Genomic DNA, 26,954 nt, shown 5'->3' with positions numbered 1-26,954 from the left:
GAGTGCGGGCCGCAACGCCCGCAAAGCCCCGCCGCCGGGGTGCGGTTCGCGCGGCGTCAGGCGACTTCGCTGCCAGTGGCTTGCAACACCTGAATGGCCACCGCGCAGTACTTGAACTCGGGGATCTTTCCAAACGGGTCCAGCGCCGCGTTGGTCAGCAGATTGGCCGCCGCCTCCACATACGCAAAGGGCATGAACACCGTGCCATGCGGCGTGCCATCGTCACGCCGAACGCGCACCTGCAGCATGCCCCGCCGCGAGCGGATGCCGACCAGTTCGCCAGGCGCCACGCCCAACCGCGCCAGTTCGTCGCCATGCAGCGACGCGGTGGCCATGGGCTCGATGGCATCCAGCACCGTGCTGCGCCGCGTCATGCTGCCGGTGTGCCAATGCTCCAGCTGGCGGCCGGTGATGAGCACCAGCGGGTAGTCGGCATCGGGCTTTTCGGCCGCGGGGATCACACTGGCGGGCACCAGTTGCAGGCGCCCCGTGGGCGTGGGGAATTTCTCGGTGAAGACGATGGGCTGGCCCGGGTCGTCGGCCGTGAGGCAGGGGTAGGTCACGCTGGAGTGGCGTTCCAGCCGGTCCCAGGTAATGCCCTCGATGCTGGCGTGCATGGCCTGGCGCATCTCGTCATACACAGCGGCCACGCCAGATCCTTCGCCCTCGTAATTCCAGGGCAAGCCCATGCGCACGGCCAGCTGCTGAATGATCCACAGGTCCGGCTGCGCATCGCCCGGCGGGTTCAAGGCGCGGCGGCCCATCTGCACCATGCGGTCGGTGTTGCTTGCAGTGCCGGTCTTTTCGGGCCAGGCGCTGGCGGGCAGCACCACGTCGGCCAGCCAGGCGGTTTCGGTCAAAAAGATATCCTGCACCACCAGGTGCGACAGGCTGGCCAGCGCATGGCGCGCATGGTTCAGGTCGGGGTCGCTCATGGCGGGGTTTTCGCCCATGATGTACATGCCGCGCACCTTGTGCGGGTCGCTGTCCGGCGCCAAGGCCTTGTGCATGATTTCGACGACCGTGTAGCCCGGCGTTTCGTCCAGGGGCATGCCCCAGAAGCTCTCGAACCAGGCATGCGCCCCGGCGTTGTCCACGCGCTGGTAGTTGGGGAACATCATGGGGATCAGGCCCGCGTCGCTGGCGCCCTGCACGTTGTTCTGGCCACGCAGCGGGTGCAGGCCGGAGCCCGGCTTGCCGATCTGCCCGGTGATGGCGCACAGCGCGATCAGGCAGCGCGCGTTGTCGGTGCCGTGCACATGCTGGCTGATGCCCATGCCCCAGAGGATCATCGATGCCTTCGATGTGGCAAACGCCCGTGCCACCTCGCGCAGCGTCTCGGCCGGGATGCCGCACACCGGCGCCATGGCCTCGGGGCTGCAGCCCATCACATTGGCCTTGAGCGCCTCGAAGTTGTTGGCGCGGTCGCGAACAAAGGCTTCGTCCACCAGGCCTTCGTCAATCACCGTGTGGATCAGCGCGTTGAGCATGGCCACGTCGGTGTCGGCCTTGAACTGCAGCGTGCGCCAGGCGTGGCGACCGATGTCCGTGATGCGCGGGTCGGCCAGCACGATCTTCGCGCCGCGCTGTGCAGCGTTTTTCATCCACGTGGCGGCCACGGGGTGGTTGGCCGTGGGGTTGGAGCCGATCACCAAGATCAGCCCGGCATGCTCCACGTCGTTCACCGGGTTGCTCACCGCGCCGGAGCCCACGCCTTCAAGCAACGCGGCCACGCTGGACGCATGGCATAAACGCGTGCAGTGGTCCACGTTGTTGCTGCCAAAGCCGGTGCGCACCAGCTTCTGAAACAAGTAGGCCTCTTCGTTGCTGCCCTTGGCCGAGCCAAAGCCCGCCAGCGCCTTCGGGCCGTGTGTGTCGCGCAGGTTTTTGAGCGTTCCCGCCGCAAGATCGAGTGCTTCGTCCCAGGTCGCTTCGCGGAAGGTGTCATGCCAGTCGGCGCCGTAAGGGCGCACCTCCTTGGGCACGCCGCTCTTGCGGATCAGCGGCACGGTGAGGCGGTCGGGGTGGTGGGCGTAGTCAAAACCAAAGCGCCCCTTCACACACAGGCGGCCATGGTTGGCGGGGCCGTCTCGGCCTTCGACGCTGATGATTTTTTCATCGCGCACGTTGTAGGTGATGAGGCAGCCCACCCCGCAGAACGGGCAGACCGAATCGACCTTGCGGTCCACCGCCTGCGAGCCGATGTGCGTCTTGGGGCTGAGCGCGCCCGTGGGGCAGGCCTGCACACATTCGCCGCAGGCCACGCAGGTGCTTGTCGCCATGGGGTCGTCCAGGTCGAACACGATCTTGCTGTGCGAGCCGCGCAGCGCGTAGCCGATGACGTCGTTGACCTGTTCTTCGCGGCAGGCGCGCACGCAGCGGTTGCACTGGATGCAGGCGTCGAGGTTGACGGCCATGGCGGGGTGGCTCAAGTCCGGCGCGGGTTGCTCGCGGCGCAAGGCTTTGAGGGCCGGGCGCACCGAGACGCCCAGGCGGTCTGCCCATTCGCTCAACTCGCCGTGTTGGCCTATCGTTTCTTGATTTTCTGAGTCAAATTGGTATCTAGCGCTTGATATATAAGCGCTAACAGCTATCAATTCAGGAGTATTCTTCTTTTCATCGTTCCAGCGGTAACCCACATCGGGCATGTCCGACAGCAGCATCTCCACCACCATCTGTTGGCTTTTGCGGGCGCGCGGGCTGGCCGCCGACACCTTCATGCCTTCGGTGGGTGCGCGGCAGCAACTGGGGGCCAGCGTGCGCTCGCCCGCGATCTCGACCACGCAGGCGCGGCAGTTGCCGTCGGGGCGCAGACCGTCGGTGTAGCAGAGGTGCGGGATATCTACCCCGTGGCGCTGCGCGGCTTTCAAAATGGTTTCGCCGGGGTGGGCGGTGACGGGCTGGCCGTCCAGCTCAAAGGCCACACTGGGCTGCATTGCGGCAGGCATCAAAACGGCGCTCATGGCTTCAGCCCTCCAGGCAACTGCTCGGTCAGGGGGCTGTTGCGCGGCTTGGGCAGGTCGCCCGGCCAGGGGCCCTCCCCCACCTCGTGCGCAAAGTACTTATGGATGCAGCGGATCGGGTTGGGCGCCGCCTGGCCCAGGCCGCAGATGGACGCATCGGCCATCACCTGCGCCAGGTCATCGAGCAGTTCTTCGTCCCACTGCGGCGCCTCCATCAGCGTCGCAGCTTTGGCCGTGCCCACACGGCAGGGCGTGCACTGGCCGCAGCTTTCGTGTTCAAAAAACCGCATCACGTTCAGCGCCGCATCGCGCGCCCGGTCGTGCTGGCTGAGCACGATGACGGCGGCCGAACCGATGAAGCAGCCGTAGGGTTGCAGCGTGTCGAAATCGAGCGGGATGTGGTTGAGGCTGGCGGGCAAGATGCCGCCCGAGGCGCCACCGGGCAGGTAGGCGTACAGCTCATGGCCGGCCAGCATGCCGCCGCAGTATTCGTCGATGAGTTCCTGCACCGTGATGCCCGCGGGAGCCAGCTTGACGCCGGGGTGCTTCACCCGCCCGCTCACGCTGAAACTGCGCAGCCCCTTGCGGCCGTTGCGGCCAAAGCTGGCAAACCACTGCGGGCCGCGCTCGACGATGTCGCGCACCCAGTACAGGGTCTCGAAGTTGTGCTCCAGCGTGGGCCTGCCAAACAGGCCCACCTGCGCGATGTAGGGCGGGCGCATGCGCGGCTCGCCGCGTTTGCCTTCAATGCTCTCGATCATGGCCGACTCTTCGCCGCAGATGTAGGCGCCTGCGCCCCGGCGCAGCTCGATGTGGGGCAGCGGGCATGGCGGCTCGGCGCGCAGGTCATCGAGCGCCGCCTGCAGCAGCGCGCGGCAGCCGTGGTATTCGTCGCGCAGGTAAACGTAGATGGACTCGGTGCCCACCACCTGGGCGGCGATGAGCACGCCTTCGAGAAAACGGTGCGGGTCGCGTTCGAGGTAGGTGCGGTCCTTGAAGGTGCCGGGCTCGCCTTCATCAATGTTGACGGCCATCAGGCGCGGCGCGGGCTGGTCCCGAACAATGCGCCACTTGCGTCCCGCCGGAAATCCCGCGCCCCCCAGGCCACGCAGGCCCGAGTTTTCCATGGCCGCAAGCACGGCCTCGGCGTCCATTTCGCCGTTGACCAATGCAGCAGCGGTCTGATAGCCGCCGTGCGCGCGGTACGTGGCCAGGTCGGTGTGGGCGGGGCTGATTCCATCCGGCTGCGCGGGCACGCTTTGCTCCGCCAGCGCGGCAATATCAAAATTGATAGCTTCTGGCGCTTGTGGATGAAGCGCCAGAGCCCGATTTGGCTTCAAACTCACTGTTTCCAGCACCGTGTCCACCGTGGCCTGGGGCACCGGGCACTGGTGCACCACGGCCACAGGTGCTTGCTCGCATCGGCCCACGCACGGCACAGCTTGTACCTGCACGTCGCCCTGACCTGCAGCACGCAGGCGCTCGGGCAGTGCGGCCAGCAGTTCATGCGCGCCTGCCAGGCTGCAGCTGAGGCTGTCGCACACCCGCAGCACCAGGCGCGGGGCCACAGCGTCGTCGCCGCGCACGATCTCGAAGTGATGATAAAAGCTGGCCACCTCGTACACCTCGGCCATGGGCAGGTTCATCTGCTTGGCCAGCGCCACCAGATGCCGGTCGTGCAGCACACCGAAGTGATCGTTCAGGCGGTGCAGGTACTCGATGAGCAGGTCTCGCCGAAAACCCGTGGAAGGGCGCGGGCCCAGCAGCTGCGCCACCTCGGCCATCGCGGCATCTTCGGGCTGGCGGCCCTTCAAGCGGCTTTTGCGGCGAATGCGCTCGCGCATGTCATCAACGGACACAGCGGCCACGGTCGGGGCTTCAGGGGCAAGGTGCATGGGGTGTTTTTTGATAGGAAGGCGCCTGCATGGGCCCGGCGCACCGGCGCAGTGTCAGCCACCCCTGCCGCGTGCGTCAAATTGCTGATGCACATGGGGCGATCACAAAAACAAATGAACCGACGGGAAAATCAGCGCATCGCAAATCAGCGGCAGCGCACTGCGCCACCATCTTTCGGTGTCAGCCGTCGGCCAACAACCCACTGTGCGCCGTGGCGTGCCGCAACCAATCCACGTCCTGCGCCAGGGCCAGCGCCGCATCCAGCGCGCGGGTGGGCTGCACCTGGCGGTGCGACATGAAACCGATGGGTGTGGTCAACACCGGGCCAACGAGGGGCAAGGCCTCCAGCCCGTCGTGGCCCCGCACGGCATCGACCAGGGCACCCGGCAAGACGCTGCACAACTCGCCCGCCACCACACTCAGCGCCAGGGTGAGCACCGAGTCGGTTTCCATGGCGGGCAGCACTGTGGCGCCTGCGCTGCGAAACGCGCTGTCGACCAGGCTGCGGTTGTGCATCTCGGGGGTCAGCAGGCACAACGGCAAGGCCGCCGCATCGGCCCACGCCATGGGCGGTCCTATCTGTAAACCGCGTAACTGACCTTGCAGCTGGCGCGGCGCCCTGCGCAATAAAAAGTAATGCTCCACATACTGCGGCCAAGCCTTGAGCTGCCCGCCGCGCACCGGCATGCGCTCGGTGTAGCCCAGCGCCAGGTCGAGCGCAATGGACTCCAGCCCGGCCTCCAGCGCCTGCGAACTCATCGACAGCGCCACCGGCACGATGCCCGGGTGCCGCGCCTGCAACTGCGCCGCAAACCGCGCCAGGATGGGCATGGCCGTGGGCACGGCGCCCAGGCGCAGCGTACCGCGCGGGTGGGCGGAGTCGCTACTGAGGTCCTGCTGCAGCACCTGGTGCTCATGCAGCATGCGCTGGGCCGAGGCCAGCACCCGCTCGCCCTCGGGCGTGAAACCCTCAAAACTGCGGCCCCGGCGCACCACGACCACGCCAAACTCTTTTTCCAGCGCACGCAAGGCGTTGGACAGCGCAGGCTGCGTGATATGGCAGGCCTGCGCCGCCCGGCCAAAGTGGCGGTGCTCGTGCAGCGCCACGAGGTAGCGCAGGGACGCGAGCAGATTCATGGCGCGGTGCGGCGGCTCGGGAGGATCAGGTGTTCTTGCTGATCGAGATGGTGGGAAATTTGCTGGAGAAGTCCTTCGCCTGTTGCGCAATCTTCACCGCCACATCGCGCGCCACCTTCTTGTAGATCTTGGCCACGTCGCCGTCCGGGTCGGCCACCACGGTGGGCTTGCCGCTGTCGGCCTGCAGGCGAATGCTCATGTCCAGCGGCAGCGCACCCAGGTAGTCCATGTGGTATTCGGCCGCCATTTTTTTGCCGCCATCGGCGCCAAAAATATGCTCCACCTGTCCGCAGTTGCTGCACACATGCACCGCCATGTTCTCGACGATGCCCAGGATGGGCACGCCCACCTTTTCAAACATCTTGATGCCCTTCTTGGCATCCAGCAGGGCAATGTCCTGCGGCGTGGTCACGATGACGGCGCCGGTCATGGGCACCCGCTGGCTCAGGGTGAGCTGGATGTCACCGGTGCCGGGCGGCATGTCGATGATGAGGTAATCGAGGTCTTTCCAGTTGGTCTGGCGCAAGAGCTGCTCCAGCGCCTGGGTGGCCATGGGGCCGCGCCAGATCATGGCTTCGTCTTGGTCCACCAAGAACCCGATGGACATGACTTGCACGCCGTAGTTCTCCAGCGGCTCCATGGTCTTGCCGTCATCGCTCTCGGGGCGGCGGTTGATGCCCAGCATCATGGGCTGGCTGGGGCCGTAGATGTCGGCGTCCAGCACGCCCACGCTGGCGCCTTCGGCAGCCAGGGCCAGGGCCAGGTTGGCGGCCGTGGTGCTCTTGCCCACACCGCCCTTGCCCGAGGCCACAGCAATGATGTTCTTGACCTGTGGCAGCAGCTGCACGCCGCGCTGCACCGCATGGGCCATGACCTTGGTGGTGATGTTGACCGACACATTGTCAACCCCGGCCACGCCCTTGGCAGCAGCTACCAGGCTGCGGCGCAATTCGGGCACCAGGCTTTTGGCGGGGTAGCCCAGTTCGACGTCAAAAGCCACATCGCCACCGGTGATCTGCAGGTTGCGCAAGGCGCGGCTGCTGACGAAATCCTTGCCCGTATGGGGGTCCAGCACGCTGGAAAGTGCGGCCAAAAGGCCCTGTTCGGTGACTGACATTCAAATAACTCCTGTGGGGCCGGTAGTCTATTCCCAAGCTCCCGCCCCCTGCCACTGAAGGACAATGCGCACCGCATTGCATCGTCGCACTCTCCACCAAAGGCCTCCCGTGAAATTCAAGATGTCCGAAAACTCCCTGTTTGCCGTGCTGCTGCGCTCGCCGTGGTGGATCAGCTTTGCGGTGGTGGGCGTCATCACGTTGGCGGCCGGGGCGTTTTTGCCCAAGGAATACTTTGTGGTGGGTGCATTGGCGGGTTTCCCCATCTTTGTGGTGGGCTGCATGGCGGCCTGGAAACAACTGCGCGCCCCCAACCCCGCCAAGGTGGTCGAGATGCTGGAGGCCGTGGGCAGCATGCCCTGGCGCAGCTTCGCCGACACCCTGGCAACCGCCTGGGAGCGCGCGGGCTACACGGTAGAACGCCTGGGCGGCAACCAGGCCGCCGGTGCCGACATGCGACTGACCCAGGGCGGAAAAACCACCCTGGTCAGCGCCAAACGCTGGAAAGCCGCCACCCACGGCGTGGAGCCATTGCGCGAACTGCACGCCGCCATGGTGGTCAGCGATGCCCCGGCGGGCGTCTACATGGCGGCCTTCGGGCAGGTCAGCGACAACGCACAGGTGTTTGCCCGTGAACATGGCATTGTGGTGTTGCAGGGCGACGCTGTAGCACAGCTATTGCTGGCCCAACGCTGACAAAGCCGGGCAGTACCTCCCCAAAAGCGCTGCTCCATGCGGGTTTCCCCACATGGAGCAGGCGGGGGAGCACTCCACACTCTGTGTATCGCCCTGCACCGCCCGCCATGCCGTCCATTGACTCACCAGACCACCCCGGCACAGCCTCCACCACACCCGCCACTGGCCTGCTGCTGACCGGCGGCGGCGCCCGAGCCGCCTACCAGGTGGGCGTGCTGGAGGCCATTGCGGACATCCGCCACGCCTGTGGAGAAAGCGGTGGGCCCAACCCGTTTCCCATCATCACCGGCACCTCCGCCGGTGCCATCAACGCGGCCGCGCTGGCCTGCGGGGCCGACAACTTCGACCGCGCCGTGCGCCGCATTGCCCGGGTGTGGCGCCAGTTCCATGCCCACCAGGTCTATGGCGCCGACTCGCTCTCGGTGATGCGCAGCGGCGCGCGCTGGCTCACGCTGGTGTCGATGGGCTGGGCCCTGGCCCGATGGCGGCGCATGCGCCCGCGTTCGCTGCTCGACAACTCGCCACTGGAAAAATTGCTGGTCAAGATGGTGCCGCTGGTGCGCCTGCCCCGGCTCATCCGCAAGGGCCACCTCACGGCGTTGGCGGTGACGGCATCGAGCTACAGCTCGGGCGAACATGTCACTTTCTTTGAAGCCGCCACGCCCGTCAAACCCTGGGTGCGCTCACAACGCAAGGCGGCCAGCGACCGCATCACACATGAGCATTTGCTCGCGTCGTCGGCCATTCCTTTCATCTTTCCGGCCAAAGGCATCGAGGTGGACGACCATGTCGAATACTTTGGTGACGGCTCCATGCGCCAATCGGCGCCCATTGCCCCCGCCATCCACCTGGGGGCTGAGCGCATTCTGGTGATCGGAGCGGGCCGTATGCACGAGCCCAAGGGCGATGCTGCCGCCAACCCCACGGCCACCTACCCCACGCTGGCGCAAATCGCGGGGCACGCGCTGTCGAACATTTTTCTGGATGCATTGGCCGTGGATGTGGAGCGCGTGCAGCGCATCAACCAGACCTTGTCGCTCATCCCTGAAGAAAAGCGCCTGCACAGCGCGCTGCGCCCGATCGAGCTACTGGTCATCGCCCCCTCGCAGCGGCTCGATGCCGTGGCTGCGCGCCATGTGGGCGACCTGCCCACCCCCGTGCGCACCATGCTGGGTGCCCTGGGTGTGACCTCCAACATGGCCGACGTGCGCGGCGCAGCGCTGGCCAGCTACCTGCTGTTCGAGGCGGGCTACACGCAGGAGCTGATGGCCCTGGGCCGGGCGGACACGCTGGCCATGCGGGCCGACGTGTGCCGATTTTTTGGGTGGACGGACACCGGCGCCGAACTGGAGATGCGGCACCACAGTTGACAATGCGGCGCTGCAAGGCCTAGGGGCACACTACCCCAGAAAGCTCCATGACCCCGCGCAGGGGTAACTCAGCGCCCCTCGGGGCCGAACAGACCACGAGGCCCAGACCGACGCGGGACGTGTTATGAGCCCAGCGGCAGGGTGTCGAGGTCGGCGTAAGCGCGCTTCAGCCAGGTTTTGACACGTTGGCGCTCCAGCATCCCCAAGGCATCCACCCCCGTGGTGGCGTGGGCAGCTGCCCAGAAGCTGGCGTTTTGCCGATCGATCTTGCGCATGCTCGCCTCGTGCAACTGCGCGAGGTCGATCACATGGCCACCCAGCGCCTTCGCCTTCTTGAGTGCACCCGAAGCCTCCAGTTGCGAGAAATCACTGCCACGGCCCTTGTTCTTCACCACGATGTAGTTGGGGCCAACGCCATAGGTAGCCACCAGGCGGTCCAGCAGATCCACCGAGTCCTTGCCCGCATCGGCCACGTGCCAGAAATTCACTGACACGCCCAGACTGGCCATCAGCGGCACCAGGTCGGAGTCGTGAACCCAGAGCGCCAGAGGGGTAGCGGTCTGCGCGGCCAGATCGACGATCACATCCGGCAGGGGGCCCACCAAGGGGGGTGTTTCGTAGACGCCGGCAATCGAATCCAGCCCTTCGTAGGTGTCCACCACCACCGGCGCGGCGTAATCGGCATAAAACCGGGTGAAGGAGGTGTGTGAGCGGTCGGTGTCAAAACCGGTAAAGGCACGCCCCTGGTCGATGAAATACTGCGCCAGCAAACGTGCCACGACGGATTTGCCGACCCCGCCTTTTTCGCCGCCGATGAAATTGATGGATGCCATGGGTTTCCTTGAACTGAGCGTGAAGACGAGACCGAAGCAAGACGCGTGCTAGCGTCTTTTTACGGCCCATTACCAAGGGCCACGCCCACCCCGACCCGCCCCGTCAAGGCACAACGCCGCAAAACACAGGGCCCCAACCGCCTAAAATCGCGGGTTCCGCCTGAGAAAGCCGCTTTCATGACGTCATCCGCCCGCAAACTCTTTGTCACTACCGCCCTGCCGTACGCCAACGGCAACTTCCACATCGGCCACATCATGGAATACATCCAGGCCGACATCTGGGTGCGGTTCCAAAGGATGCAGGGCAACGCCGTGAATTTTGTGGGGGCCGACGACACACACGGCGCGCCCATCATGATTGCGGCCGAAAAGGCGGGCAAGACGCCCCAGCAGTTCGTGGCCGACATCGCTGCAGGCCGCAAGCAGTACCTGGACGGCTTTCACATCAGCTTTGACAACTGGCACAGCACCGACGCGCCCGAAAACCACGACCTGGCCCGCCAGATCTACCGCGACCTGCGCGACCGCGCCGATGGATCGCTGATCGAAGTGCGCACCATCGAACAGTTCTTCGACCCCGAAAAGAACATGTTCCTGCCAGACCGCTACATCAAGGGCGAATGCCCCAAGTGCCATTCCAAGGACCAGTACGGCGACAACTGCGAGGTGTGTGGCGCGGTGTATGCGCCCACTGACCTGATCAACCCGTTCTCGGCCCTGTCAGGCGCCAAGCCCGAGTTGAAGCACTCGGAGCACTTCTTCTTCAAGCTCTCAGACCCACGCTGCGTGGAGTTTCTAGAGAACTGGACGCAAGACGGCAAACTGCAGCCCGAAGTGGCCAACAAGATCAAGGAATGGTTCAGCGTCCGCACCAACCCCGATGGCACGCAGAGTGAAGGCCTGGGCGACTGGGACATCAGCCGCGACGCGCCCTACTTCGGCATTGAGATCCCTGACGCGCCGGGCAAATACTTCTATGTGTGGCTCGACGCCCCCGTGGGCTACCTGGCCTCGCTGAAGAACCTGCTCGAAAAGCGCGGCGAAAGCTACGACGCCTACATGGCCGACCCGGCCATGGAGCAGTACCACTTCATCGGCAAGGACATCGTCACCTTCCACACGCTGTTCTGGCCCGCCATGCTGCACTTCAGCGGCCGCAAAACGCCCAACAACGTGTTCGTGCACGGGTTCCTCACGGTGAACAACGGCGAGAAGATGAGCAAGAGCCGGGGCACCGGCCTGGACCCGCTCAAGTACCTGAGCCTCAACATGAACGCCGAATGGCTGCGCTACTACCTGGCCGCCAAGCTGTCGGCGCGCAACGAAGACATCGACTTCAATGCCGAAGACTTCATGCTGCGGGTGAACAGCGATCTGATTGGCAAGTACGTGAACATTGCCAGCCGTGCAGCGGGGTTCTTGACCAAGCGGTTTGACGGCCAACTGACCAGCGACTTCGGCACCACGGGCGCAGCCCTGCTGGCAGAGGTGCGGGGCGCCAGCGGCACCATTGCCCAGATGTACGACACCCGCGAGTACAGCAAAGCCACCCGCGAGATCATGTTGCTGGCCGACAAGGTCAACGCTTACGTGGACCAGAACAAGCCCTGGGACCTGGCCAAGAACCCGGACAACAACCAAGCCCTGCACCAGGTGTGCTCGGTGCTGATCAACACCTTTGCGGCGCTCACACGCTACCTGTCGCCCGTGCTGCCGGGCCTGGCCCAGGCCGTGCAAGGCTTTGTGGGCGTGGACATGCAGCAGTGGAACGTGGCGGGCGATGTGCAAGCCATCGCCCCCTACCAGCACCTGATGCAACGTGTGACCCCTGAACAGCTTGAAGCATTGTTTGAGGCTCCAGCGCAGGCAGAACAAGCGCCAGCAGCTACGGAAACCGTAGCATCCGGCCACCCCGGTGGCGAAGAACTCGCCCCCACCATCACCATCGACGACTTCACCAAGATCGACCTGCGCATTGCGCTGATCGTGAACTGCGAGGCGGTGGAGGGATCGACCAAGCTGCTGCGCCTGACGCTGGACGTGGGCGAAGGCCGCACACGGAACGTGTTCAGCGGCATTGCCAGCGCCTACAAGCCCGAAGACCTGGTGGGCAAGCACACCGTGATGGTGGCCAACCTGGCGCCGCGCAAGATGAAGTTTGGCGTCTCTGAAGGCATGGTGCTGGCTGCCAGCCATGGTGACGAGAAAGCCAACCCCGGCATCTATGTACTCAACCCCTGGCCCGGCGCCACGCCTGGCATGCGGGTGCGCTGAGCGCGGCGGCAGTCACATGCGCCCCAAGATGCGCGGCGCGGTAGCCACCTTGGCAATGCTGGCAGGTGCGGTGGGGCCTGTGCTGTCGGGCTGCACGGTGGTGTCGGTAGCGGCCACGACGGTGAGCGTCACGGCATCGGCCGTGGGCCTGGCGGCAGATGCTGCCATTGGCGCGGCCAAGGTGGTTGGCAAAGGCGTGGGCATGGCGGCAGACGCGGTGTCCGGCAGTCCGCCCCCAGACCACAGCGGCATTCAGATCCGTGAATCCATCCGGCCCGCGCCCTGAGCGCAGGCCTTGAAACCCGCAGCGCCGGCCCTCGGGGTCACTCGCCGGTGTAGCGCCCGGGCCGGTGGCTGATCCACAAAAATCCGCTCATCACCAGCACTGCCAGCACCGAATACGCCACCCGGTCCACGGGCACGATGACCAAGGCCAGCAGCACCACGGTGCCGTCAATCATCATTTGCACCTTGCCCGCACGCATGCCATAGCGGCTTTGCAGGTACAGCGACACCACGGTGGCCCCGCCCAGGCTGGAGCGGTGGCGCGCCAGGAACAGGCAGCCCGTGCCCAGCAGCAGCCCGCCCAGCAACGACGCAAACAGCGGGTTCAAATAGTCCACATGCATCACATGCGGGAACAACTCGGTCAGCAGCGACAGCAGGGCCACGCAGACAAAGGTCTTGATGGTGAATTCACGGCCCATGCGCGTCCAGGCGAACCAGTAAAACGGCAGATTCACCGCAAAGAAGAGCTTGCCGAAAGAGATGCCGGTGACGTAATGCAGCAAAAACGCCGCCCCCGCCGTGCCACCCACCAACAGCCCCGCCTGGTTGAACAGCATGAGCGCCATGGCGACGAACAGGGTGCCAGCGAACAGCGCCTGGGCGTCTTCAAACGCACCATGGCGCAGGGCAGACGCTGGGGCAGCGGCGTCGGCCACAGAGGGAGGGGTATCAGGCATGGGTCTTTCGGTGCATTGTTCAGTGCTGACGTCAGGGGGAGCGCCGTCGGTGCCTCCATCAAGGCCTGCGGCAGACACCACCAGCCGGGAAGGCGATCAAGGGAAAGCAAGCATTGCGCCAGGCCACAGCCCCACAGCCCCTGCGCTGTGCGACTGCGGGCCGTGGCCCCACGGCCGGGCGCATCAACAGCCTACTTGCCACCCTTGAACTCCGGGGCGTCCATGTCGGCCCCTGTCTGGGTGCGCAGTACAAACTGATCGGGGCCATAGATCACGGTGAACACCTGGGCCTGGTTGGGCGATGCCAGAAAACGCCAATCGGCCCAGGTTTCTTTTTTCAGCTCGTAGGGGGTGACTTTGGCGGGCTTGCCCAACATGCGGCGTACTTCGTCCATGCGCATGCCGGGCACAACGCGCGCAAAGGTGTCGGGTGTCAGCACCTGGCGCAACGCGGTCATGTGGCCATCGGCGCCAATGGTGATCATGTAGTTGACCTGGCCTGCGGGCTGTCGGTTGTATTCCAAGGTGCGGGCGCCGCCGGGCTCGTCCCACACGTTTTCGGGGGCGCCAAAACGGTCACGCACATCGGCTTCGGTCGAAACGCCTTCTTTGAGTTCGCTGATGCGCTGGGGGTCGCAGGCGGTGAGCGCCAGCAGCGAAAAGACGGTGGTTGCGATGACAGCCGCGCGATATATCAAGAGCATGGGATCGTCCCGGTAAAATCCAAGCCAAAGAGGTTAACAGTCCATGTCCATTTTCCGCCGCCCCGATTACCAATCCGACACCACCCAGTTCATCAACCAGCTCAAGGCCAGCAAGCCCGGGCTGGAAGCCGAGCAGCTCGCAGGCCGGGCTTTGCTCTGGGACAAGAACGTGGACCGCAAGGTCTGGGGCGAGTACCGCGAAGGCCAGGTCGAGCAAAAGCCCTACGTCTACCAGACGAACGCAGAATAAGCATCAAATTGGCCTCTAGTGCTTATTCAATAAGCACTAGCAGCTATATTTAGCATAGCAATTCATGACCACCGCGAGCCCAGCCCAGGCCGCCGACACGCCAGGCGCGCGCGCGCAGGACGCGGGTGGCATGCCCGTGGTGGTCGACCAGGTGGCGCTGGCCCGGCTGTATGGCGAACCGCTGTTCGCCATGCCGACCGACCTGTACATCCCGCCGGATGCACTCGAAGTCTTCCTCGAAGCCTTTGAAGGCCCGCTCGATTTGCTGCTGTACCTGATCCGCAAGCAGAACTTCAACATCCTCGACATCCCCATGGTGGGGGTGACCAAGCAGTACCTGGCGTATGTGGACGAGATCCGCAGCCGCAACCTGGAGCTGGCGGCCGAGTATTTGTTGATGGCCGCCATGCTGATCGAGATCAAGTCGCGCATGCTGCTGCCCCCCAAGAAGCAGGCCGAGGGCGAAGAGCCCGAAGACCCGCGCGCCGCACTGGTGCGCCGCCTGCTCGAATACGAGCAGATGAAGATGGCGGCCATGCGGTTGTCGCAGGTGCCGCAGTACGGGCGCGATTTTTTGAAGGCGCAGGTCTACATCGAGCAAAGCCTTCAGCCGCGCTTTCCGGATGTGCATGTGGTGGAGCTGCAGGACGCCTGGCGCGACATCCTGAAGCGCGCAAAACTGGTGCAGCACCACCGCATCACCCGCGAAGAACTGAGTGTGCGCGAGTACATGAGCATGGTGCTCAAAACGCTGCAAGGCCGCCGCTTTGTGGAGTTTGAAGAACTCTTCGAGCCCGAAAAGGGCAGCACCGTGCTGGTGGTCACCTTCATTGCGCTGCTGGAACTGGCCAAAGAGACGCTGATCGAGATCACGCAGGCCGAAGCCTTCGCGCCCATTTACGTGCGCCTGGCCTATGTACCGGCATGACACCCCCTGAGCGGCTGCGCCGCTTCCCTGTCTCTCGCTGCGCGGGAGGGGGACGCCACCGGTGGCATGGCAAGGCCCGCTCCCCGGTGGCACTGGCCTGAAGCAGCGCCGGTTCCAACGGCAATTACGGACCCCTTATGGCATCCCACGACTTTGACGTTCTCATCGTAGGCAGCGGCCTCGCCGGCCTCTCGGCGGCGCTGCACCTGGCGCCCACGCACCGCGTGGCCGTCATCACCAAGCGCGCTCTGCAAGATGGATCGAGCGGCTGGGCCCAGGGCGGCATTGCCGCCGTGCTGGCCGACGACGACAGCTTTGCCGCGCACATCGAAGACACGCTGGTGGCAGGCGCAGGCTTGTGCGACCTGGCCACCACGCGGTTTGTGGTGGAAAACGCCCCGGCATCCATCGCGTGGCTGCGCCAGCTGGGCGTGCCCTTCACGCTCGAAGGCGACCAGCTGCACCTCACGCGCGAAGGCGGCCACAGCGCGCGCCGCATTGCACACGTGACCGACGCCACCGGCGCGGCCGTGCAGCGCACGCTGATCGACGTGGTGCGAAGCACACCCGGCATCACGCTGTTTGAGCAGCACACGCTGGTGGACCTGATCACCACGCGCAAGCTGGGCTTGCCTGGCAATCGGTGCCTGGGTCTGTACGCGCTGGACAGCGACACCGATGCAGTCGTCACCTTCCGCGCGCCACAAACCATCCTGGCCACGGGCGGCGCGGGCAAGGTGTACCTGTACACCACCAACCCCGACACCGCCACGGGCGACGGCATTGCCGCCGCCTGGCGTGCGGGCTGCCGTGTGGCCAATATGGAGTTCATCCAGTTCCACCCCACGGGCCTGTACCACCCGCACGAAAAATCCTTCCTCATCAGCGAAGCCGTGCGCGGCGAAGGCGGCAAGCTGCTGCTGCCGCCTTCGGCAGGCGGCACGCGCTTCATGCTCGACCACGACCCGCGTGCCGAACTGGCCCCGCGCGACGTGGTGGCCCGCGCCATCGACTTCGAGATGAAAAAGCATGGGCTCGATTGCGTGCACCTGGACATATCGCACCAGAGCCCCGCGTTTTTGCAAGAACACTTCCCCAACATCCTGGCGCACTGCGCAGCGCTGGGCATCGACATCACCCAAGAGCCCATCCCCGTGGTGCCCACCGCCCACTTCACCTGCGGCGGGGTACTGACCGACCTGGCAGGCCGCACTGACCTGCCCGGGCTGTATGCCGTGGGCGAAGTGGCCTGCACGGGCCTGCACGGCGCCAACCGGCTGGCCAGCAACTCGCTGCTCGAATGCATGGTGTTTGCCCGCGCCGCCGCGCAGGCCATTGCAGCGGCCCCGACCACGGAACTGCCCACCGTGCCCGCCTGGGACGACAGCCGCGTGACCGACGCTGACGAGTCCGTCGTCATCTCCCACAACTGGGACGAGCTGCGCCGCTTCATGTGGGACTACGTGGGCATCGTGCGCACCAACAAGCGCCTGGAGCGCGCCGCCCACCGCATTGCCTTGCTGCAGGGCGAGATTCAGGAGTTCTACGCTCACTTCCACGTCACGCGCGACCTGCTGGAGCTGCGCAACCTGGTGCAGGTGGCCGACCTGATTGTGAAAAGCGCTCAACTGCGCCGCGAAAGCCGGGGCCTGCACTTCAGCCGCGACTATCCCGACATGGCGGCGCCCGCCGCCCCCACCCTCTTAGTCCCCCCGGTGCCCCGATGACCTACAGCGTCAAAGAAATCTTCTACACCCTGCAAGGCGAAGGCGGCCAGGCGGGCACGCCCGCCGTGTTCTGCCGCTTTGCAGGCTGCAACCTCTGGACGGGCCGCGAGCAAGACCGCGCCCAGGCCATCTGCCAGTTTTGCGACACCGACTTTGTGGGCACGGACGGCACGCTGGGCGGGAAGTTCGAGACGGCTACCGCACTGGCGGAGCTGATCGCCGCCCAATGGCCTGCGGGCGCGGGCCATCGGCTGGTGGTGCTGACCGGCGGTGAGCCGTTGCTGCAAGTGGATGCAGACCTCATCGACGCGCTGCACGCACAACAATTCCGCATCGCCGTCGAAAGCAACGGCACCATTGCGGCCCCCGAAGGCATCGACTGGCTGTGCATCAGCCCCAAGGCGGGAGCCCCCTGGGTGCAGCGCAGCGGACAGGAGCTGAAACTGGTCTGGCCCCAGCCCGGCTTTGACCTGCAGGCGCTGGAGCAAGATACGCAATTTGCCCACCGCTTTCTGCAGCCCATGGATGGCCTGCTGCAGCGCAAGAACACCGCCACCTGCATTGACGCCTGCCTGGCCCATCCCGCCTGGCGATTGAGCCTGCAGACCCACAAGCTCACCGGCATTCGGTGATTCCACTTTCTCCGGTAGTTCTATGTTGTTCACCATCTCCCAGCGGTTCTTTTTCGACGCCGCCCACACCCTGCGACGCGAAATCGAGGCCGAAGGCAGCCGCCGTGTGCATGGCCACACCTACCACGCCGAAGTGTTTGTGAGCGGCGCGCGCGACCCGGCCACCGGCATGGTGCTGGACCTGGGCCTGCTGCGCCGGGGCCTCGAAGTGGTGCGCGAGCAGCTGGACCACCACATGCTGGACGACGTGCCCGGCCTGGGCACGCCCACGCTGGAGAACCTGTGCGTGTTCATCGCGCAGGCATTGCCCGCCGACCTGCGCGCCAGCGTGAGCCGCGTGCGCGTGTGGCGCGAGGCGCTGGGCGACAGCTGCGTGCTGGACTTCCCACAGCCCTGACCGGCCATGGCCCTGCCAACGGCAGGCCACCCCCAAAGTTCACAGACTTCACCCAAGGAAGCCCGATGTTCCGCACCCTGCTCAAATCCAAGATCCACCGCGTGGCCGTGACCCAGTGCGAGTTGCACTACGAAGGCTCATGCGCCATCGACGAAGACCTGCTGGACGCCGCCAACATCGCCGAGAACGAGCAGATCCACCTCTGGAACATCAACAACGGCGAGCGCTTCATTACCTACGCCATCAAGGGCCAGCGCGGCAGCGGCATGGTCTCGGTGAACGGCTCGGCCGCACGGCGCGCCTCGGCAGGCGACCTCATCATCATGGCGGCCTTCGCCCAAGTGCATGAGGACCAGGTGCCCACGCACCAACCCCAGCTGGTCTTCGTGGACGAACGCAACCGCCAGACCGAACTGCGCCACGCCGTGCCCACCCAGGCGGTCTGAAGATGCAGCCCACGCACGACGGGCTCGTGGCCCGCAGCCTCGCCAGCGTCTGGCACCCGTGCACGCAGATGAAGCGCCACGAGGCCCAGCCCCCCGTGGCCATTGCCCGCGCCCAGGGCCCCTGGCTGTACGACACCGACGGCAAGCGCTACCTCGACGCCATCAGCTCCTGGTGGGTCAACCTGTTCGGCCACAGCCACCCACACATCCAGGCCGCCCTCACCGACCAACTGGCGCGGCTGGACCATGTGATGCTGGCAGGGTTCACGCATGCACCGGTGGTGGAACTGTCGGAACGCCTTGCCGCGCTCACCGGCCTCGGGCACGCGTTCTACGGAAGCGACGGCGCGGCCGCCACCGAGATCGCGCTGAAGATGAGCGCGCACTACTGGCGCAACACCGGCCGCCCGGGCAAGAGCCGCTTCGTGGGCCTGGCCGGTGGCTACCACGGTGAAACCGTGGGCGCGCTGGCCGTGACCGACATCGCCATCTTCCGCGAAGCCTATGCGCCGCTGGTGCGCTTGGCCGATACCGTGCCCAGCCCCGATGCACGGGGAGCCGCGCCGGGCGAGACCGCTGAGGATGTGGCCCGGCGCGCCGCTGCCGCGCTGGAAGTCTGGCTGGAAGAACACCACGCCACCACGGCTGCACTCATCGTCGAGCCCCTGGTGCAATGTGCCGCCGGCATGGCCATGCATGACCCTGAGTACCTGCGCCTGGCGCGCGCGCTGTGCAACCGCTACGAGGTTCACCTGGTGGTCGATGAAATCGCCGTGGGCTTTGGCCGCACCGGCACGATGTTCGCGCACGCGCAGGCGGGCATTCGGCCGGACTTCATCTGCCTGTCCAAGGGCCTCACGGGCGGAACGCTGCCGCTGTCGGCCGTGCTGACCACGGACGCGGTGTACGCCGCTTTCTACGACGACGACGTGGCGCGGGGCTTTCTGCATTCGCATTCGTACACCGGCAACCCACTGGCCTGCCGCGCGGCCCTCGCCACACTGGAGCTGTTTGAGCAGCTCGACGCGCTGAAAGCCAACACCACGCTGGCCCAACGCATCGACGCCGCCTGTGCGCCCATCACCCACCACCCACGAGTGCGCCATGCGCGCCGCCTGGGCATGGTCTGGGCCTGGGATGTGGACACCCCCCTGCCCGACTTCTCACGCCGCTACCACCAGCACGCCATGGCGCGTGGGCTGGTGCTGCGGCCCATCGGCCACACGCTGTACGCCATGCCACCCTACGTGCTGGATGACGACGCCGTTTTGTGCCTGGCAAGCGGCGCGCTCGATGCGCTGAACGCCACCCTGCAAGAGGAAACACACGGATGATTGGAATTTTTGTGACCGGCACCGACACCGGTGTCGGCAAGACGCTGGTGTCTGCCGGCCTGCTGCACGCGCTGTCTGCCCACCACCCCCGCGTCGTGGGCATGAAGCCTGTGGCAGCGGGTGTGGTGCCCTGGGGCGACGACTGGGCGAGCGAAGACGCGATTGCACTGCGCTTGGCCTCTACCCTGGCGGTGGCGCCCGAACTCGACAACCCCGTGTTGCTGCTGGACCCCCTGTCGCCCCACATCGCGGCCGCAAGGGCGGGTGTGCAGATTGATATCGCGGCCATCGTGCGCAGCTACCAGGCGCTGGCGGCGCAAGCAGACGCCGTGGTGGTGGAAGGCGCGGGCGGTTTTCTGGTGCCGCTGACCGATACCCAGACCGGTGCCGACCTGGCAATGGCGCTGGCCCTGCCCGTGGTGCTGGTGGTGGGGCTGCGGCTGGGCTGCCTCAACCACGCGCTGCTGACCGCCGAAGCCATCCGCGCGCTGGGCCTCACGCTGGCCGGGTGGGTGGCCAACCGCGTGGACCCCGACATGGATGCGGTGGACGACAACATCGCCTACCTGCGCGCACGGCTGGGCGCGCCGCTGCTGGCAGAGGTGCCCTACCAAGAGCTGCCCGAGCCCGGCAGCCTGGTGTTTGACCTGCCCAAGGCGTGGCAATGACCGGCTCTGCGGCACCGCAGGCATCGTGGCTGGACGAGATCCCCGCCCGCCTGGCCGACCTTGACCGCGCCCACCTGCTGCGCCGCCGCCGCGTGGTGCAACCCGCCAGCGGTGCACGCCTGCTGGTGGACGGCCAGCCCATGCTCGCGTTCTGCAGCAACGACTACCTGGGCTTGGCCAGCCACCCCGCGCTGGCCGAGGCCGCCCGCGAGGCCACCTACACCTATGGCGTCGGCTCGGGCGGGTCGCCCCTGGTCAGCGGCCACAGCGCCGCCAATGATGCGCTGGAGCAAGAGTTGGCCGCCTACGTGCAGCTGCCCCGCGCGCTGTACTTCTACGCGGGGTACGCCACCAACACCGGCATCGTCCCTGCGCTGGTGGGCGACGGCGATGCGATCTTCTCGGATGCGCTCAACCACGCCTGCCTGATCGATGGTGCGCGCCTGTCGCGTGCCACCATCCACCGCTACCCCCACGCCGACCTGGCCGCGCTGGAGGCCGCTCTGGCTGCCAGCCCTTCGCGGCGAAAGCTGGTCATCAGCGACGCGGTCTTCAGCATGGACGGCGACCTCATCGACATCCCTGCCCTGCTGGCGCTGTGCGAGCGCTATGACGCCTTGCTGCTGCTGGACGACGCCCACGGTTTTGGCGTGCTCGGGCCCCAAGGGCGTGGCAGCCTGGCGCACGCGGGCCTGACCGGCGCCGCAGCATCACGCCGTGTGCTGTACATGGCCACGCTGGGCAAGGCGGCGGGCGTGGCGGGCGCCTTTGTGGCGGGTGATGCAGCCCTCATCGAATGGCTGCTGCAAAAAACGCGCACCTACATCTTTGCCACCGCCGCCCCGCCGCTGCTGGCCAGCGCGCTGCGGCGCAGCCTGCAGCTCATGGCGGCCGCCGATGACCGGCGAGCGCACCTCGCAGCCCTCATCAGCCAGCTGCGTACCGGGCTGGCCAACCTGCCCGAGGATCTGGGCTGGCACCTGCTGCCATCGCACACCCCGGTGCAGGCACTGGTGATTGGCAGCAACGAAGCCGCGCTGGAACTGATGGACGGCTTGCGCGCTCGTGGCCTGTGGGTGCCCGCCATCCGCCCGCCCACCGTGCCCGCTGGCACGGCGCGGCTGCGCATTGCGCTATCGGCGGCGCACACCACCGATGATGTGGCGCAGCTGCTGGACGCGCTGCATGCGCTGGCAGCGCCGTGGGTAAGCCGCAGTACCATGCACCGCTCAGGCCACCTGCCAACACAGGCCCTCCCCCTCTCTTTCAGCGAGACGATTCCATGCCCCACCTGACCATCGAATATTCAGCCAACCTGCCCCACTACCCCGAGGCCGAAACGCTGACGGCCCTGAACGCCACCCTGTGCGCCCACCCCCAGGTGCAGGACGAGGCGGACCTGAAGACGCGCTTCATCGTGGCCGACAGCTTCGAGATCGGCATTGCGCCGGCCAACCGCGCCTTCGTGCACGCCCAGCTGCGCCTGCTGTCAGGCCGCACACCTGAGGCCAAGAAGGAGCTGTCCGACTGCATCGCCGCCGTGCTGCGCGAACGTACGCCCAAGCCCCAAGGCGTGATGGTGCAACTGAGTGTGGAGATCGTGGACATGGACCGGGGCTCTTACGCCAAAGAGCGGCTTTGAAACGGCGCTGAACCCGCCTCCAGCCCCACGCACCAGAGGCCGGGTGCTGGTGCGCGATCAGGCGTCCAGCGTGGCCGCCAGCCAGCCGCGCAGGCTGTTGACAAAGGCCCAGCCCTGCACACGGGGCACATCGGCCACATGCAGCACGGACTCCACCATACGCCCCTCGCGCAGCGCCACGGCGCGGCCCACGCCGGGCAGCAAGCCGCAGGACAGGGGTGGTGTCACCCACCGCCCGTCGATGAGCGCGGCGATGTTGCCAAAGGTGCCTTCGGTGATCTCGCCCGCCTCGTTCCACAGTACCGTGTCGAACACGCCGGGCGTGGTGGGGGCAAACGCCGCATAGTGCGCGCGGCGCGTGGTCTTGTAGCGCACAAACTCGCTGTGGGCCGCCGCAAAGGCGCATGGGGCCAGTTGCAGGCGCACAGGCTCCTGCGTGGGCGACAGGGCAAAGGCCTCGGCACGGGGGGTGCCATGGGCCCCCAGCAACAGGCGCACCCGCCAGGCCCCGGCGGCACGGTCTGCCGCCAGCGCCTGCAGGCATTGCATCACGAGCGCTTCATCCCAGGGCACACCAAAGTGCATGGCGGCCGCTTGCAGGCGCGCCAAATGGTCAGGCAAATGCCGAAAGGTGCCCGCCTCCAGCGCCAGGGTTTCCAGCAGGTCAAACGGCTGGCTGGCGCGCTCGACAAACGCGCGCTTGTGCTGCCACTCGCTCCATTCGGCATCGGCCAGCGCGCCCGACGTGATGCCGCTGCCAATGCCGCAGGTGGCACGGACGGTGTCGCCTTCAGGGCGCAGCACCACGGTGCGGATGGGCACGTTGAAGGTCGCTGCCACCGCATGCTGGCCCTGCGCATCGGGCAGGCCCGCTGGGCGCACCACGCCCACGGCGCCGCAATACACGCCGCGCGGAGCGCCCTCCAGCGCGTGGATCATCTGCATGGCACGCACCTTGGGTGCCCCTGTGACCGAGCCGCAGGGGAACAGCGCCGCAAACACATCGGTCAGCGTGGTGCCGGGCCGCGTGCGCGCGGTCACGTCCGAGGTCATCTGCCACACCGTGGGCAGGGCCTGCGTGGCAAACAGCACGGGCACACGCACGCTGTGGGGCAGCGCGATGCGCGACACATCGTTGCGCAGCAGGTCCACGATCATCACGTTCTCGGCACGCTCCTTGGGCGCCGTGCGCAGGTGCGCGGCGTGGGCCGCGTCTTGCTCTGGCGTCGCGCCGCGCGGGGCCGTGCCTTTCATGGGCCGGGTCAACATCTCGCCGCCCTCGGGCGCGTCCTTCCAGTCGAAAAACAGCTCGGGCGACACCGACAGCACCTGGTCTCCTCCCGTGTCGATGTGCGCCGCATAGCCACCCGGTTGAGCACGCAACAACGCGGCAAACAGGGCCTGCGCCGATCCCTGCAGCGTGCCGTGGATCGGTGCGGTGTGGTTGACCTGGTACAGCTCGCCCGCCGCAATCGCCTGCTGGATCTGCGCCAGCGCGGCATCGAACGTGGCGCGGTCCGGGCTGGCGGTCCACACCACCTGCGCGGGGGGCTCGCCTGCCCCGCCATCCAACCCTTCGGGCCAAGGCAACGGCGCGTCGTACACCGCAAACCACGCCAGCGGGCCATCGGCCGCATGGGTCAACAGCGCTGTGTCGAAGGCGGCTGCGGCCTCGTAGCGCACACATCCCACACACCAGCGGCCCTGCTGGGCGGCGGCAAACACGGCGTCGAGCACGCCGCGCACCTCGTGCAGTGCATGGGCCGCCAGCACCTCGCGGGGTGCCTCGAAACGGTGGCGCAAACGCGCAGCGCCTGCTTCCAACGGCTGGGTGAAGTCAATGTGGCAATTGAGCGTCAAAACAGGCGGTAGCGCAATGGAATCATGCGCCATAAGCTATAAAAATATGAGCAAATCAGGGTATTCCACCCACTCAGGCGGCGCCCAGGTGCGGCACCAGGGCGCCCGTAGATTGACCATTCCTGAGCGCCGCCGTGAACGCCAGCATGCGATCAATCGGCTGGCGCGCACGCGGGATGAGCGCCGGGTCCACATGGATCGCGTTGGCACTGGTTTCCAGCACCCGCGCCACGTCGGCCAGGCCGTTCATCGCCATCCAGGGGCAGTGCGCGCAGCTCTTGCAGGTGGCGCTGTTGCCTGCGGTGGGCGCCTCATAAAAGGTCTTGCCCGGGTTGAGCGTGCGCAGCTTGTGCATCATGCCGTTGTCGGTCGCCACGATGAACTCGGTAGCGTCCATCTCGCGCGCGGCCTTCAGGATGGCGCTGGTGGAGCCCACGGCATCGGCCAGGGCCACCACGTCGGCGGGGCTTTCGGGGTGCACCAGCACCTTGGCGCCGGGGTGGTCTTTCTTGAGCAGCTCCAGCTCGACGGCCTTGAACTCGTCGTGCACGATGCAGGCACCGTTCCAGAACACCATGTCGGCGCCCGTCTCGCGCTGGATGTAGGCGCCCAGGTGGCGGTCGGGCGCCCACAGGATCTTCTGGCCGGCAGCCTTCAGGGCGCTCACGATGTCGAGCGCGCAGCTCGACGTGACCAACCAATCGGCCCGCGCCTTCACGGCCGCGCTGGTGTTGGCGTACACCACCACGGTGCGGTCCGGATGCTGGTCGCAAAACGCGCTGAATTCGCCGATGGGGCACCCGAGGTCCAGCGAGCAGGTGGCATCGAGGTCGGGCATGAGCACGGTCTTTTCCGGGCTCAAAATTTTGGCCGTCTCGCCCATGAAGCGCACGCCGCTCACCACCAGCGTCTGCGCCGCATGGTCGCGGCCAAAACGGGCCATCTCCAGCGAGTCGCTGACGATGCCGCCGGTTTCCTCGGCCAGGTCCTGCAGGTCCGGGTGCACGTAGTAGTGCGACACCATCACCGCATTCTTTTCTTTCAGCAGGCGGAGGATCTTGTCCTTGAGCGCTGCGCGCTCGGCCTGCGAAGGCTCGGGCGGCACGCGGGCCCAGGCGTGTTTGGTGGCGCAGACCGAGCCCTCCTGGGCTTCCAGCGGCTGCTCGTATTCGACGTCGATGCGGTTCAGCACGGCGGTGGTGGTCATGACAGTTCCTGCAGGCGCATGGAGAAATCCGTGGCTTTGACGTCCTTGGTCAGCGTGCCGATGGAGATGCGGTCCACGCCGGTTTCGGCCAGTTCGCGCAGGCCTTCGAGCATGACGCCACCCGAGATTTCCAGAATCGCCCGGCCCGCGTTGATGCGCACGGCTTCGCGCAGTGTGGGCAGGGGCATGTTGTCCAGCAGCACCATCTTGGCGCCCGCATCCAGCGCCTCGGCCAGTTGCTCCAGCGTTTCCACTTCGATTTCGATGAACTTTGCCTGCGAAGCCACCTTCTCGGCAGCGCGCAGCACCGCTGTCACGCCACCGGCTGCAGCAATGTGGTTCTCCTTGATCAGCACAGCGTCGTGCAGGCCAATGCGGTGGTTGGTGCCACCGCCCACGCGCACGGCGTACTTTTGCGCCAGGCGCAGGCCCGGGAGGGTCTTGCGCGTGTCCACGATGTGGGCGCGGGTGCCCGCCACCACATCCACATAGATGCGGGTCTTGGTAGCCACAGCCGACAGCAGTTGCAGGAAGTTGAGCGCCGTGCGCTCGGCGCTGAGCAGCGCGCGGGCATTGCCCTCCAGCTCCAGCACCACCTGGTCGGGGGCGCAGCGCTGGCCCTCGGCTACCTGCCAGGTGATCTGCACCGTGGGGTCGAGTGCGCGCAGCGCGGCTTCGGCCCAGGGGGCGCCACAGATCACGGCCGACTCGCGCGCCAGGATGCGCGCACGGGCGCGGCGGGTGGGGTCGATCAGGCCGGCCGTGAGGTCGCCGCTGCCGACATCTTCGGCCAGGGCCCGGGCCACGTCGGCCTGGGCCAGGGCCTTCACATCGTTGTCGCTCATAGTGTTGTTCGCGGGGTGTAACGCTGCTGTCATGGGCCGCGAGCATACCGGGAACGCAAAGGCCACTGTGCCAGCGCAGGCCACATTTCACCGGGCTGGCAACCAATAAGTACACCCAGTATTGGTCGCATAGACTCGCGGCAATTTTTTGCCCATGGACGCCCGATGACCGCCACCAGCACAGCCAACGCCACGCCCTATGGCACGCTGCCGCCCGCATCGCCCCTGCCCCAGCGCCGCCCCGTGAGCCTGCCGCGCCTGGCGCAGATGCGCACGGCGGGCGAGAAGATCACCATGCTCACCGCCTACGACGCCACCTTTGCCGCCGTGGCCGATGCGGCGGGGGTGGAATGCATTCTGGTGGGCGATTCGCTGGGCATGGTGTGCCAGGGCCTGCCCAGCACGGTGGGCGTGACGCTGGACACCATGGCCTACCACACAGCCAGCGTGGCGCGGGGCCTGCACCGCGTGCAGGGCACGGCCTGGCTGGTGGCCGACCTTCCCTACGGCACCTACGCGGAAAGCCGCGAACAGGCCCTGCGCAGCGCCTGCACGCTGATGCAGGCGGGCGCCCACATGGTCAAGCTCGAAGGCGGCGACTGGACGGCACCCACGGTGGAGTTTTTGGTGCAGCGCGGCGTGCCCGTGTGCGCCCACCTGGGCCTGACGCCACAGACCGTGCACGCTTTGGGCGGCTACCGCGTACAGGGCAAGACTGACGACGCCGCCCGCACGCTGCGCAGGGAAGCGCACGAGCTGCAGGACGCCGGTGCCGCGATGCTGGTGCTGGAGATGGTGCCCGCAGCGCTGGCCGCCGACCTCACGGCCGAGCTGCTGCACTGCCACACCATCGGTATCGGCGCGGGCAACGGCACCGCTGGCCAGGTGCTGGTGTTGCACGACATGCTGGGCATGAACCTGGGAAAGATGCCGAAGTTCGTGCACAACTTCATGGCAGACGCAGGCAACGTGCGCGGCGCCATGGAGGCCTATGTACAGGCCGTGAAGCAAGGGCGGTTTCCCGACAACACCCAGCACGCCTGGTGAGCCCCCCAAGAATTTCTC

General features: G+C 66.3%; 25 protein-coding genes. 15 read left to right on the top strand and 10 right to left on the bottom strand.

Going from position 1 to position 26,954, the window contains the following annotated elements; all coding sequences use genetic code 11:
* Positions 1 to 56 precede the first annotated feature (56 nt).
* The 4 genes from fdhF to apbC form a co-directional block, all read right to left on the bottom strand.
* The gene (gene fdhF, locus CLU85_RS05715; RefSeq protein ID WP_100409445.1) at positions 57 to 2,963 is read right to left on the bottom strand and encodes a formate dehydrogenase subunit alpha; all 2,907 of its coding nucleotides are present in this window, start codon (positions 2,961 to 2,963) and stop codon (positions 57 to 59) included.
* Positions 2,960 to 4,858: an NAD(P)H-dependent oxidoreductase subunit E gene (locus tag CLU85_RS05710; protein ID WP_100409444.1), complete on the bottom strand. Its 1,899-nt coding sequence runs from the start codon at positions 4,856 to 4,858 to the stop codon at positions 2,960 to 2,962. The genes fdhF and CLU85_RS05710 overlap by 4 nt, the downstream gene beginning before the upstream one ends.
* A gap of 181 nt (positions 4,859 to 5,039) precedes the next feature.
* A complete protein-coding gene (locus CLU85_RS05705) occupies positions 5,040 to 5,996 on the bottom strand; it encodes a LysR substrate-binding domain-containing protein (protein ID WP_100409443.1) in 957 nt (318 codons plus the stop codon).
* A 25-nt stretch (positions 5,997 to 6,021) separates the two neighbouring features.
* Positions 6,022 to 7,113, bottom strand: a complete 1,092-nt coding sequence (gene apbC, locus CLU85_RS05700) for an iron-sulfur cluster carrier protein ApbC (RefSeq protein ID WP_100409442.1) — start codon at positions 7,111 to 7,113, stop codon at positions 6,022 to 6,024.
* Between the two features lie 121 nt (positions 7,114 to 7,234).
* Between apbC and CLU85_RS05695 the strand changes: the two genes are divergently transcribed.
* Together CLU85_RS05695 and CLU85_RS05690 are read left to right on the top strand one after the other, a co-directional pair.
* Positions 7,235 to 7,807, top strand: coding sequence for a restriction endonuclease (locus tag CLU85_RS05695; protein ID WP_100412389.1), 573 nt, complete (start codon positions 7,235 to 7,237; stop codon positions 7,805 to 7,807).
* A gap of 107 nt (positions 7,808 to 7,914) precedes the next feature.
* Entirely contained in the window at positions 7,915 to 9,177 is a 1,263-nt protein-coding gene (locus CLU85_RS05690; RefSeq protein ID WP_100409441.1) for a patatin-like phospholipase family protein, read from the top strand.
* A gap of 122 nt (positions 9,178 to 9,299) precedes the next feature.
* On the opposite strand, the gene CLU85_RS05685 is transcribed toward CLU85_RS05690, so the two are convergent.
* A complete protein-coding gene (locus tag CLU85_RS05685) occupies positions 9,300 to 10,010 on the bottom strand; it encodes a mobilization protein (RefSeq protein ID WP_100409440.1) in 711 nt (236 codons plus the stop codon).
* 177 nt (positions 10,011 to 10,187) lie between these two features.
* Between CLU85_RS05685 and metG the strand changes: the two genes are divergently transcribed.
* The gene (gene metG / locus CLU85_RS05680) at positions 10,188 to 12,284 is read left to right on the top strand and encodes a methionine--tRNA ligase (RefSeq protein ID WP_100409439.1); all 2,097 of its coding nucleotides are present in this window, start codon (positions 10,188 to 10,190) and stop codon (positions 12,282 to 12,284) included.
* 28 nt (positions 12,285 to 12,312) lie between these two features.
* On the top strand, positions 12,313 to 12,570 hold the full coding sequence (locus CLU85_RS05675) for a hypothetical protein (RefSeq protein WP_100412388.1): 258 nt from the start codon (positions 12,313 to 12,315) through the stop codon (positions 12,568 to 12,570).
* Positions 12,571 to 12,607: 37 nt separating this feature from the next.
* Here CLU85_RS05675 and CLU85_RS05670 read toward each other — a convergent pair whose 3' ends face one another.
* On the bottom strand, positions 12,608 to 13,249 hold the full coding sequence (locus tag CLU85_RS05670) for a YitT family protein (protein WP_100409438.1): 642 nt from the start codon (positions 13,247 to 13,249) through the stop codon (positions 12,608 to 12,610).
* 191 nt (positions 13,250 to 13,440) lie between these two features.
* A complete protein-coding gene (locus CLU85_RS05665; RefSeq protein WP_100409437.1) occupies positions 13,441 to 13,953 on the bottom strand; it encodes an outer membrane protein assembly factor BamE in 513 nt (170 codons plus the stop codon).
* A gap of 43 nt (positions 13,954 to 13,996) precedes the next feature.
* Here CLU85_RS05665 and CLU85_RS05660 point away from each other — a divergent pair, with 43 nt between their 5' ends.
* From CLU85_RS05660 to CLU85_RS05615, 10 genes are all read left to right on the top strand, one after another.
* The gene (locus CLU85_RS05660; protein ID WP_100409436.1) at positions 13,997 to 14,203 is read left to right on the top strand and encodes a DUF3460 family protein; all 207 of its coding nucleotides are present in this window, start codon (positions 13,997 to 13,999) and stop codon (positions 14,201 to 14,203) included.
* Between the two features lie 64 nt (positions 14,204 to 14,267).
* Positions 14,268 to 15,131: a ScpA family protein gene (locus CLU85_RS05655; RefSeq protein WP_100409435.1), complete on the top strand. Its 864-nt coding sequence runs from the start codon at positions 14,268 to 14,270 to the stop codon at positions 15,129 to 15,131.
* A gap of 137 nt (positions 15,132 to 15,268) precedes the next feature.
* Entirely contained in the window at positions 15,269 to 16,858 is a 1,590-nt protein-coding gene (gene nadB, locus CLU85_RS05650) for an L-aspartate oxidase (RefSeq protein WP_100409434.1), read from the top strand.
* A complete protein-coding gene (queE, locus tag CLU85_RS05645; protein WP_100409433.1) occupies positions 16,855 to 17,490 on the top strand; it encodes a 7-carboxy-7-deazaguanine synthase in 636 nt (211 codons plus the stop codon). Before nadB ends, queE begins: the two co-directional genes overlap by 4 nt.
* Before the next feature lie 22 nt (positions 17,491 to 17,512).
* Positions 17,513 to 17,887, top strand: coding sequence for a 6-carboxytetrahydropterin synthase (locus CLU85_RS05640; protein WP_100409432.1), 375 nt, complete (start codon positions 17,513 to 17,515; stop codon positions 17,885 to 17,887).
* A gap of 65 nt (positions 17,888 to 17,952) precedes the next feature.
* Positions 17,953 to 18,333, top strand: a complete 381-nt coding sequence (gene panD / locus CLU85_RS05635) for an aspartate 1-decarboxylase (protein WP_100409431.1) — start codon at positions 17,953 to 17,955, stop codon at positions 18,331 to 18,333.
* Positions 18,334 to 18,335: 2 nt separating this feature from the next.
* The gene (bioA, locus tag CLU85_RS05630; RefSeq protein WP_100409430.1) at positions 18,336 to 19,667 is read left to right on the top strand and encodes an adenosylmethionine--8-amino-7-oxononanoate transaminase; all 1,332 of its coding nucleotides are present in this window, start codon (positions 18,336 to 18,338) and stop codon (positions 19,665 to 19,667) included.
* Positions 19,664 to 20,335 (top strand): dethiobiotin synthase, encoded by a 672-nt coding sequence (bioD, locus tag CLU85_RS05625; RefSeq protein WP_100409429.1) that lies wholly within the window; start codon positions 19,664 to 19,666, stop codon positions 20,333 to 20,335. Before bioA ends, bioD begins: the two co-directional genes overlap by 4 nt.
* Entirely contained in the window at positions 20,332 to 21,630 is a 1,299-nt protein-coding gene (bioF, locus tag CLU85_RS05620) for an 8-amino-7-oxononanoate synthase (RefSeq protein WP_100409428.1), read from the top strand. Before bioD ends, bioF begins: the two co-directional genes overlap by 4 nt.
* On the top strand, positions 21,618 to 21,977 hold the full coding sequence (locus tag CLU85_RS05615) for a 5-carboxymethyl-2-hydroxymuconate Delta-isomerase (RefSeq protein ID WP_100409427.1): 360 nt from the start codon (positions 21,618 to 21,620) through the stop codon (positions 21,975 to 21,977). Before bioF ends, CLU85_RS05615 begins: the two co-directional genes overlap by 13 nt.
* A 57-nt stretch (positions 21,978 to 22,034) precedes the next feature.
* Here CLU85_RS05615 and CLU85_RS05610 read toward each other — a convergent pair whose 3' ends face one another.
* From CLU85_RS05610 to nadC, 3 genes are read right to left on the bottom strand one after another with little or no spacing between them, the layout of a single operon-like run.
* A complete protein-coding gene (locus CLU85_RS05610; RefSeq protein WP_232727738.1) occupies positions 22,035 to 23,870 on the bottom strand; it encodes a chorismate-binding protein in 1,836 nt (611 codons plus the stop codon).
* 40 nt (positions 23,871 to 23,910) lie between these two features.
* The gene (gene nadA / locus CLU85_RS05605; protein WP_100409426.1) at positions 23,911 to 25,044 is read right to left on the bottom strand and encodes a quinolinate synthase NadA; all 1,134 of its coding nucleotides are present in this window, start codon (positions 25,042 to 25,044) and stop codon (positions 23,911 to 23,913) included.
* Positions 25,041 to 25,889 carry a carboxylating nicotinate-nucleotide diphosphorylase gene (nadC, locus tag CLU85_RS05600; protein WP_198509140.1) on the bottom strand — a complete coding sequence of 283 codons (849 nt, stop codon included), beginning with the start codon at positions 25,887 to 25,889 and terminating at the stop codon, positions 25,041 to 25,043. The genes nadA and nadC overlap by 4 nt, the downstream gene beginning before the upstream one ends.
* Positions 25,890 to 26,054: 165 nt before the next feature.
* Between nadC and panB the strand changes: the two genes are divergently transcribed.
* Complete coding sequence (panB, locus tag CLU85_RS05595) at positions 26,055 to 26,936, top strand: 3-methyl-2-oxobutanoate hydroxymethyltransferase (RefSeq protein WP_100409424.1); 882 nt, start codon at positions 26,055 to 26,057, stop codon at positions 26,934 to 26,936.
* Positions 26,937 to 26,954 lie beyond the last annotated feature (18 nt).

This window comes from Acidovorax sp. 69, from assembly GCF_002797445.1.
In the GTDB taxonomy this organism is placed as follows: Bacteria; Pseudomonadota; Gammaproteobacteria; order Burkholderiales; family Burkholderiaceae_C; genus Acidovorax.
This window is presented reverse-complemented; position numbering and strand designations above follow the sequence as displayed.

Bases quoted from the DNA above. Each gene is read 5' to 3' on its own strand.
- CLU85_RS05685 (WP_100409440.1), bottom strand. From the start codon at position 10,010: ATGGCATCCATCAATTTCATCGGCGGCGAAAAAGGCGGGGTCGGCAAA.
- panD (WP_100409431.1), top strand. From the start codon at position 17,953: ATGTTCCGCACCCTGCTCAAATCCAAGATCCACCGCGTGGCCGTGACC.
- bioF (WP_100409428.1), top strand. From the start codon at position 20,332: ATGACCGGCTCTGCGGCACCGCAGGCATCGTGGCTGGACGAGATCCCC.
- CLU85_RS05615 (WP_100409427.1), top strand. From the start codon at position 21,618: ATGCCCCACCTGACCATCGAATATTCAGCCAACCTGCCCCACTACCCC.
- CLU85_RS05670 (WP_100409438.1), bottom strand. From the start codon at position 13,249: ATGCCTGATACCCCTCCCTCTGTGGCCGACGCCGCTGCCCCAGCGTCT.
- CLU85_RS05695 (WP_100412389.1), top strand. From the start codon at position 7,235: ATGTCCGAAAACTCCCTGTTTGCCGTGCTGCTGCGCTCGCCGTGGTGG.
- CLU85_RS05675 (WP_100412388.1), top strand. From the start codon at position 12,313: ATGCGCGGCGCGGTAGCCACCTTGGCAATGCTGGCAGGTGCGGTGGGG.
- CLU85_RS05710 (WP_100409444.1), bottom strand. From the start codon at position 4,858: ATGCACCTTGCCCCTGAAGCCCCGACCGTGGCCGCTGTGTCCGTTGAT.
- nadA (WP_100409426.1), bottom strand. From the start codon at position 25,044: ATGACCACCACCGCCGTGCTGAACCGCATCGACGTCGAATACGAGCAG.
- CLU85_RS05665 (WP_100409437.1), bottom strand. From the start codon at position 13,953: ATGCTCTTGATATATCGCGCGGCTGTCATCGCAACCACCGTCTTTTCG.
- CLU85_RS05610 (WP_232727738.1), bottom strand. From the start codon at position 23,870: ATGGCGCATGATTCCATTGCGCTACCGCCTGTTTTGACGCTCAATTGC.
- apbC (WP_100409442.1), bottom strand. From the start codon at position 7,113: ATGTCAGTCACCGAACAGGGCCTTTTGGCCGCACTTTCCAGCGTGCTG.
- panB (WP_100409424.1), top strand. From the start codon at position 26,055: ATGACCGCCACCAGCACAGCCAACGCCACGCCCTATGGCACGCTGCCG.
- CLU85_RS05690 (WP_100409441.1), top strand. From the start codon at position 7,915: ATGCCGTCCATTGACTCACCAGACCACCCCGGCACAGCCTCCACCACA.
- CLU85_RS05705 (WP_100409443.1), bottom strand. From the start codon at position 5,996: ATGAATCTGCTCGCGTCCCTGCGCTACCTCGTGGCGCTGCACGAGCAC.
- bioD (WP_100409429.1), top strand. From the start codon at position 19,664: ATGATTGGAATTTTTGTGACCGGCACCGACACCGGTGTCGGCAAGACG.
- CLU85_RS05655 (WP_100409435.1), top strand. From the start codon at position 14,268: ATGACCACCGCGAGCCCAGCCCAGGCCGCCGACACGCCAGGCGCGCGC.
- metG (WP_100409439.1), top strand. From the start codon at position 10,188: ATGACGTCATCCGCCCGCAAACTCTTTGTCACTACCGCCCTGCCGTAC.
- nadB (WP_100409434.1), top strand. From the start codon at position 15,269: ATGGCATCCCACGACTTTGACGTTCTCATCGTAGGCAGCGGCCTCGCC.
- bioA (WP_100409430.1), top strand. From the start codon at position 18,336: ATGCAGCCCACGCACGACGGGCTCGTGGCCCGCAGCCTCGCCAGCGTC.
- fdhF (WP_100409445.1), bottom strand. From the start codon at position 2,963: ATGAGCGCCGTTTTGATGCCTGCCGCAATGCAGCCCAGTGTGGCCTTT.
- queE (WP_100409433.1), top strand. From the start codon at position 16,855: ATGACCTACAGCGTCAAAGAAATCTTCTACACCCTGCAAGGCGAAGGC.
- nadC (WP_198509140.1), bottom strand. From the start codon at position 25,889: ATGAGCGACAACGATGTGAAGGCCCTGGCCCAGGCCGACGTGGCCCGG.
- CLU85_RS05640 (WP_100409432.1), top strand. From the start codon at position 17,513: ATGTTGTTCACCATCTCCCAGCGGTTCTTTTTCGACGCCGCCCACACC.
- CLU85_RS05660 (WP_100409436.1), top strand. From the start codon at position 13,997: ATGTCCATTTTCCGCCGCCCCGATTACCAATCCGACACCACCCAGTTC.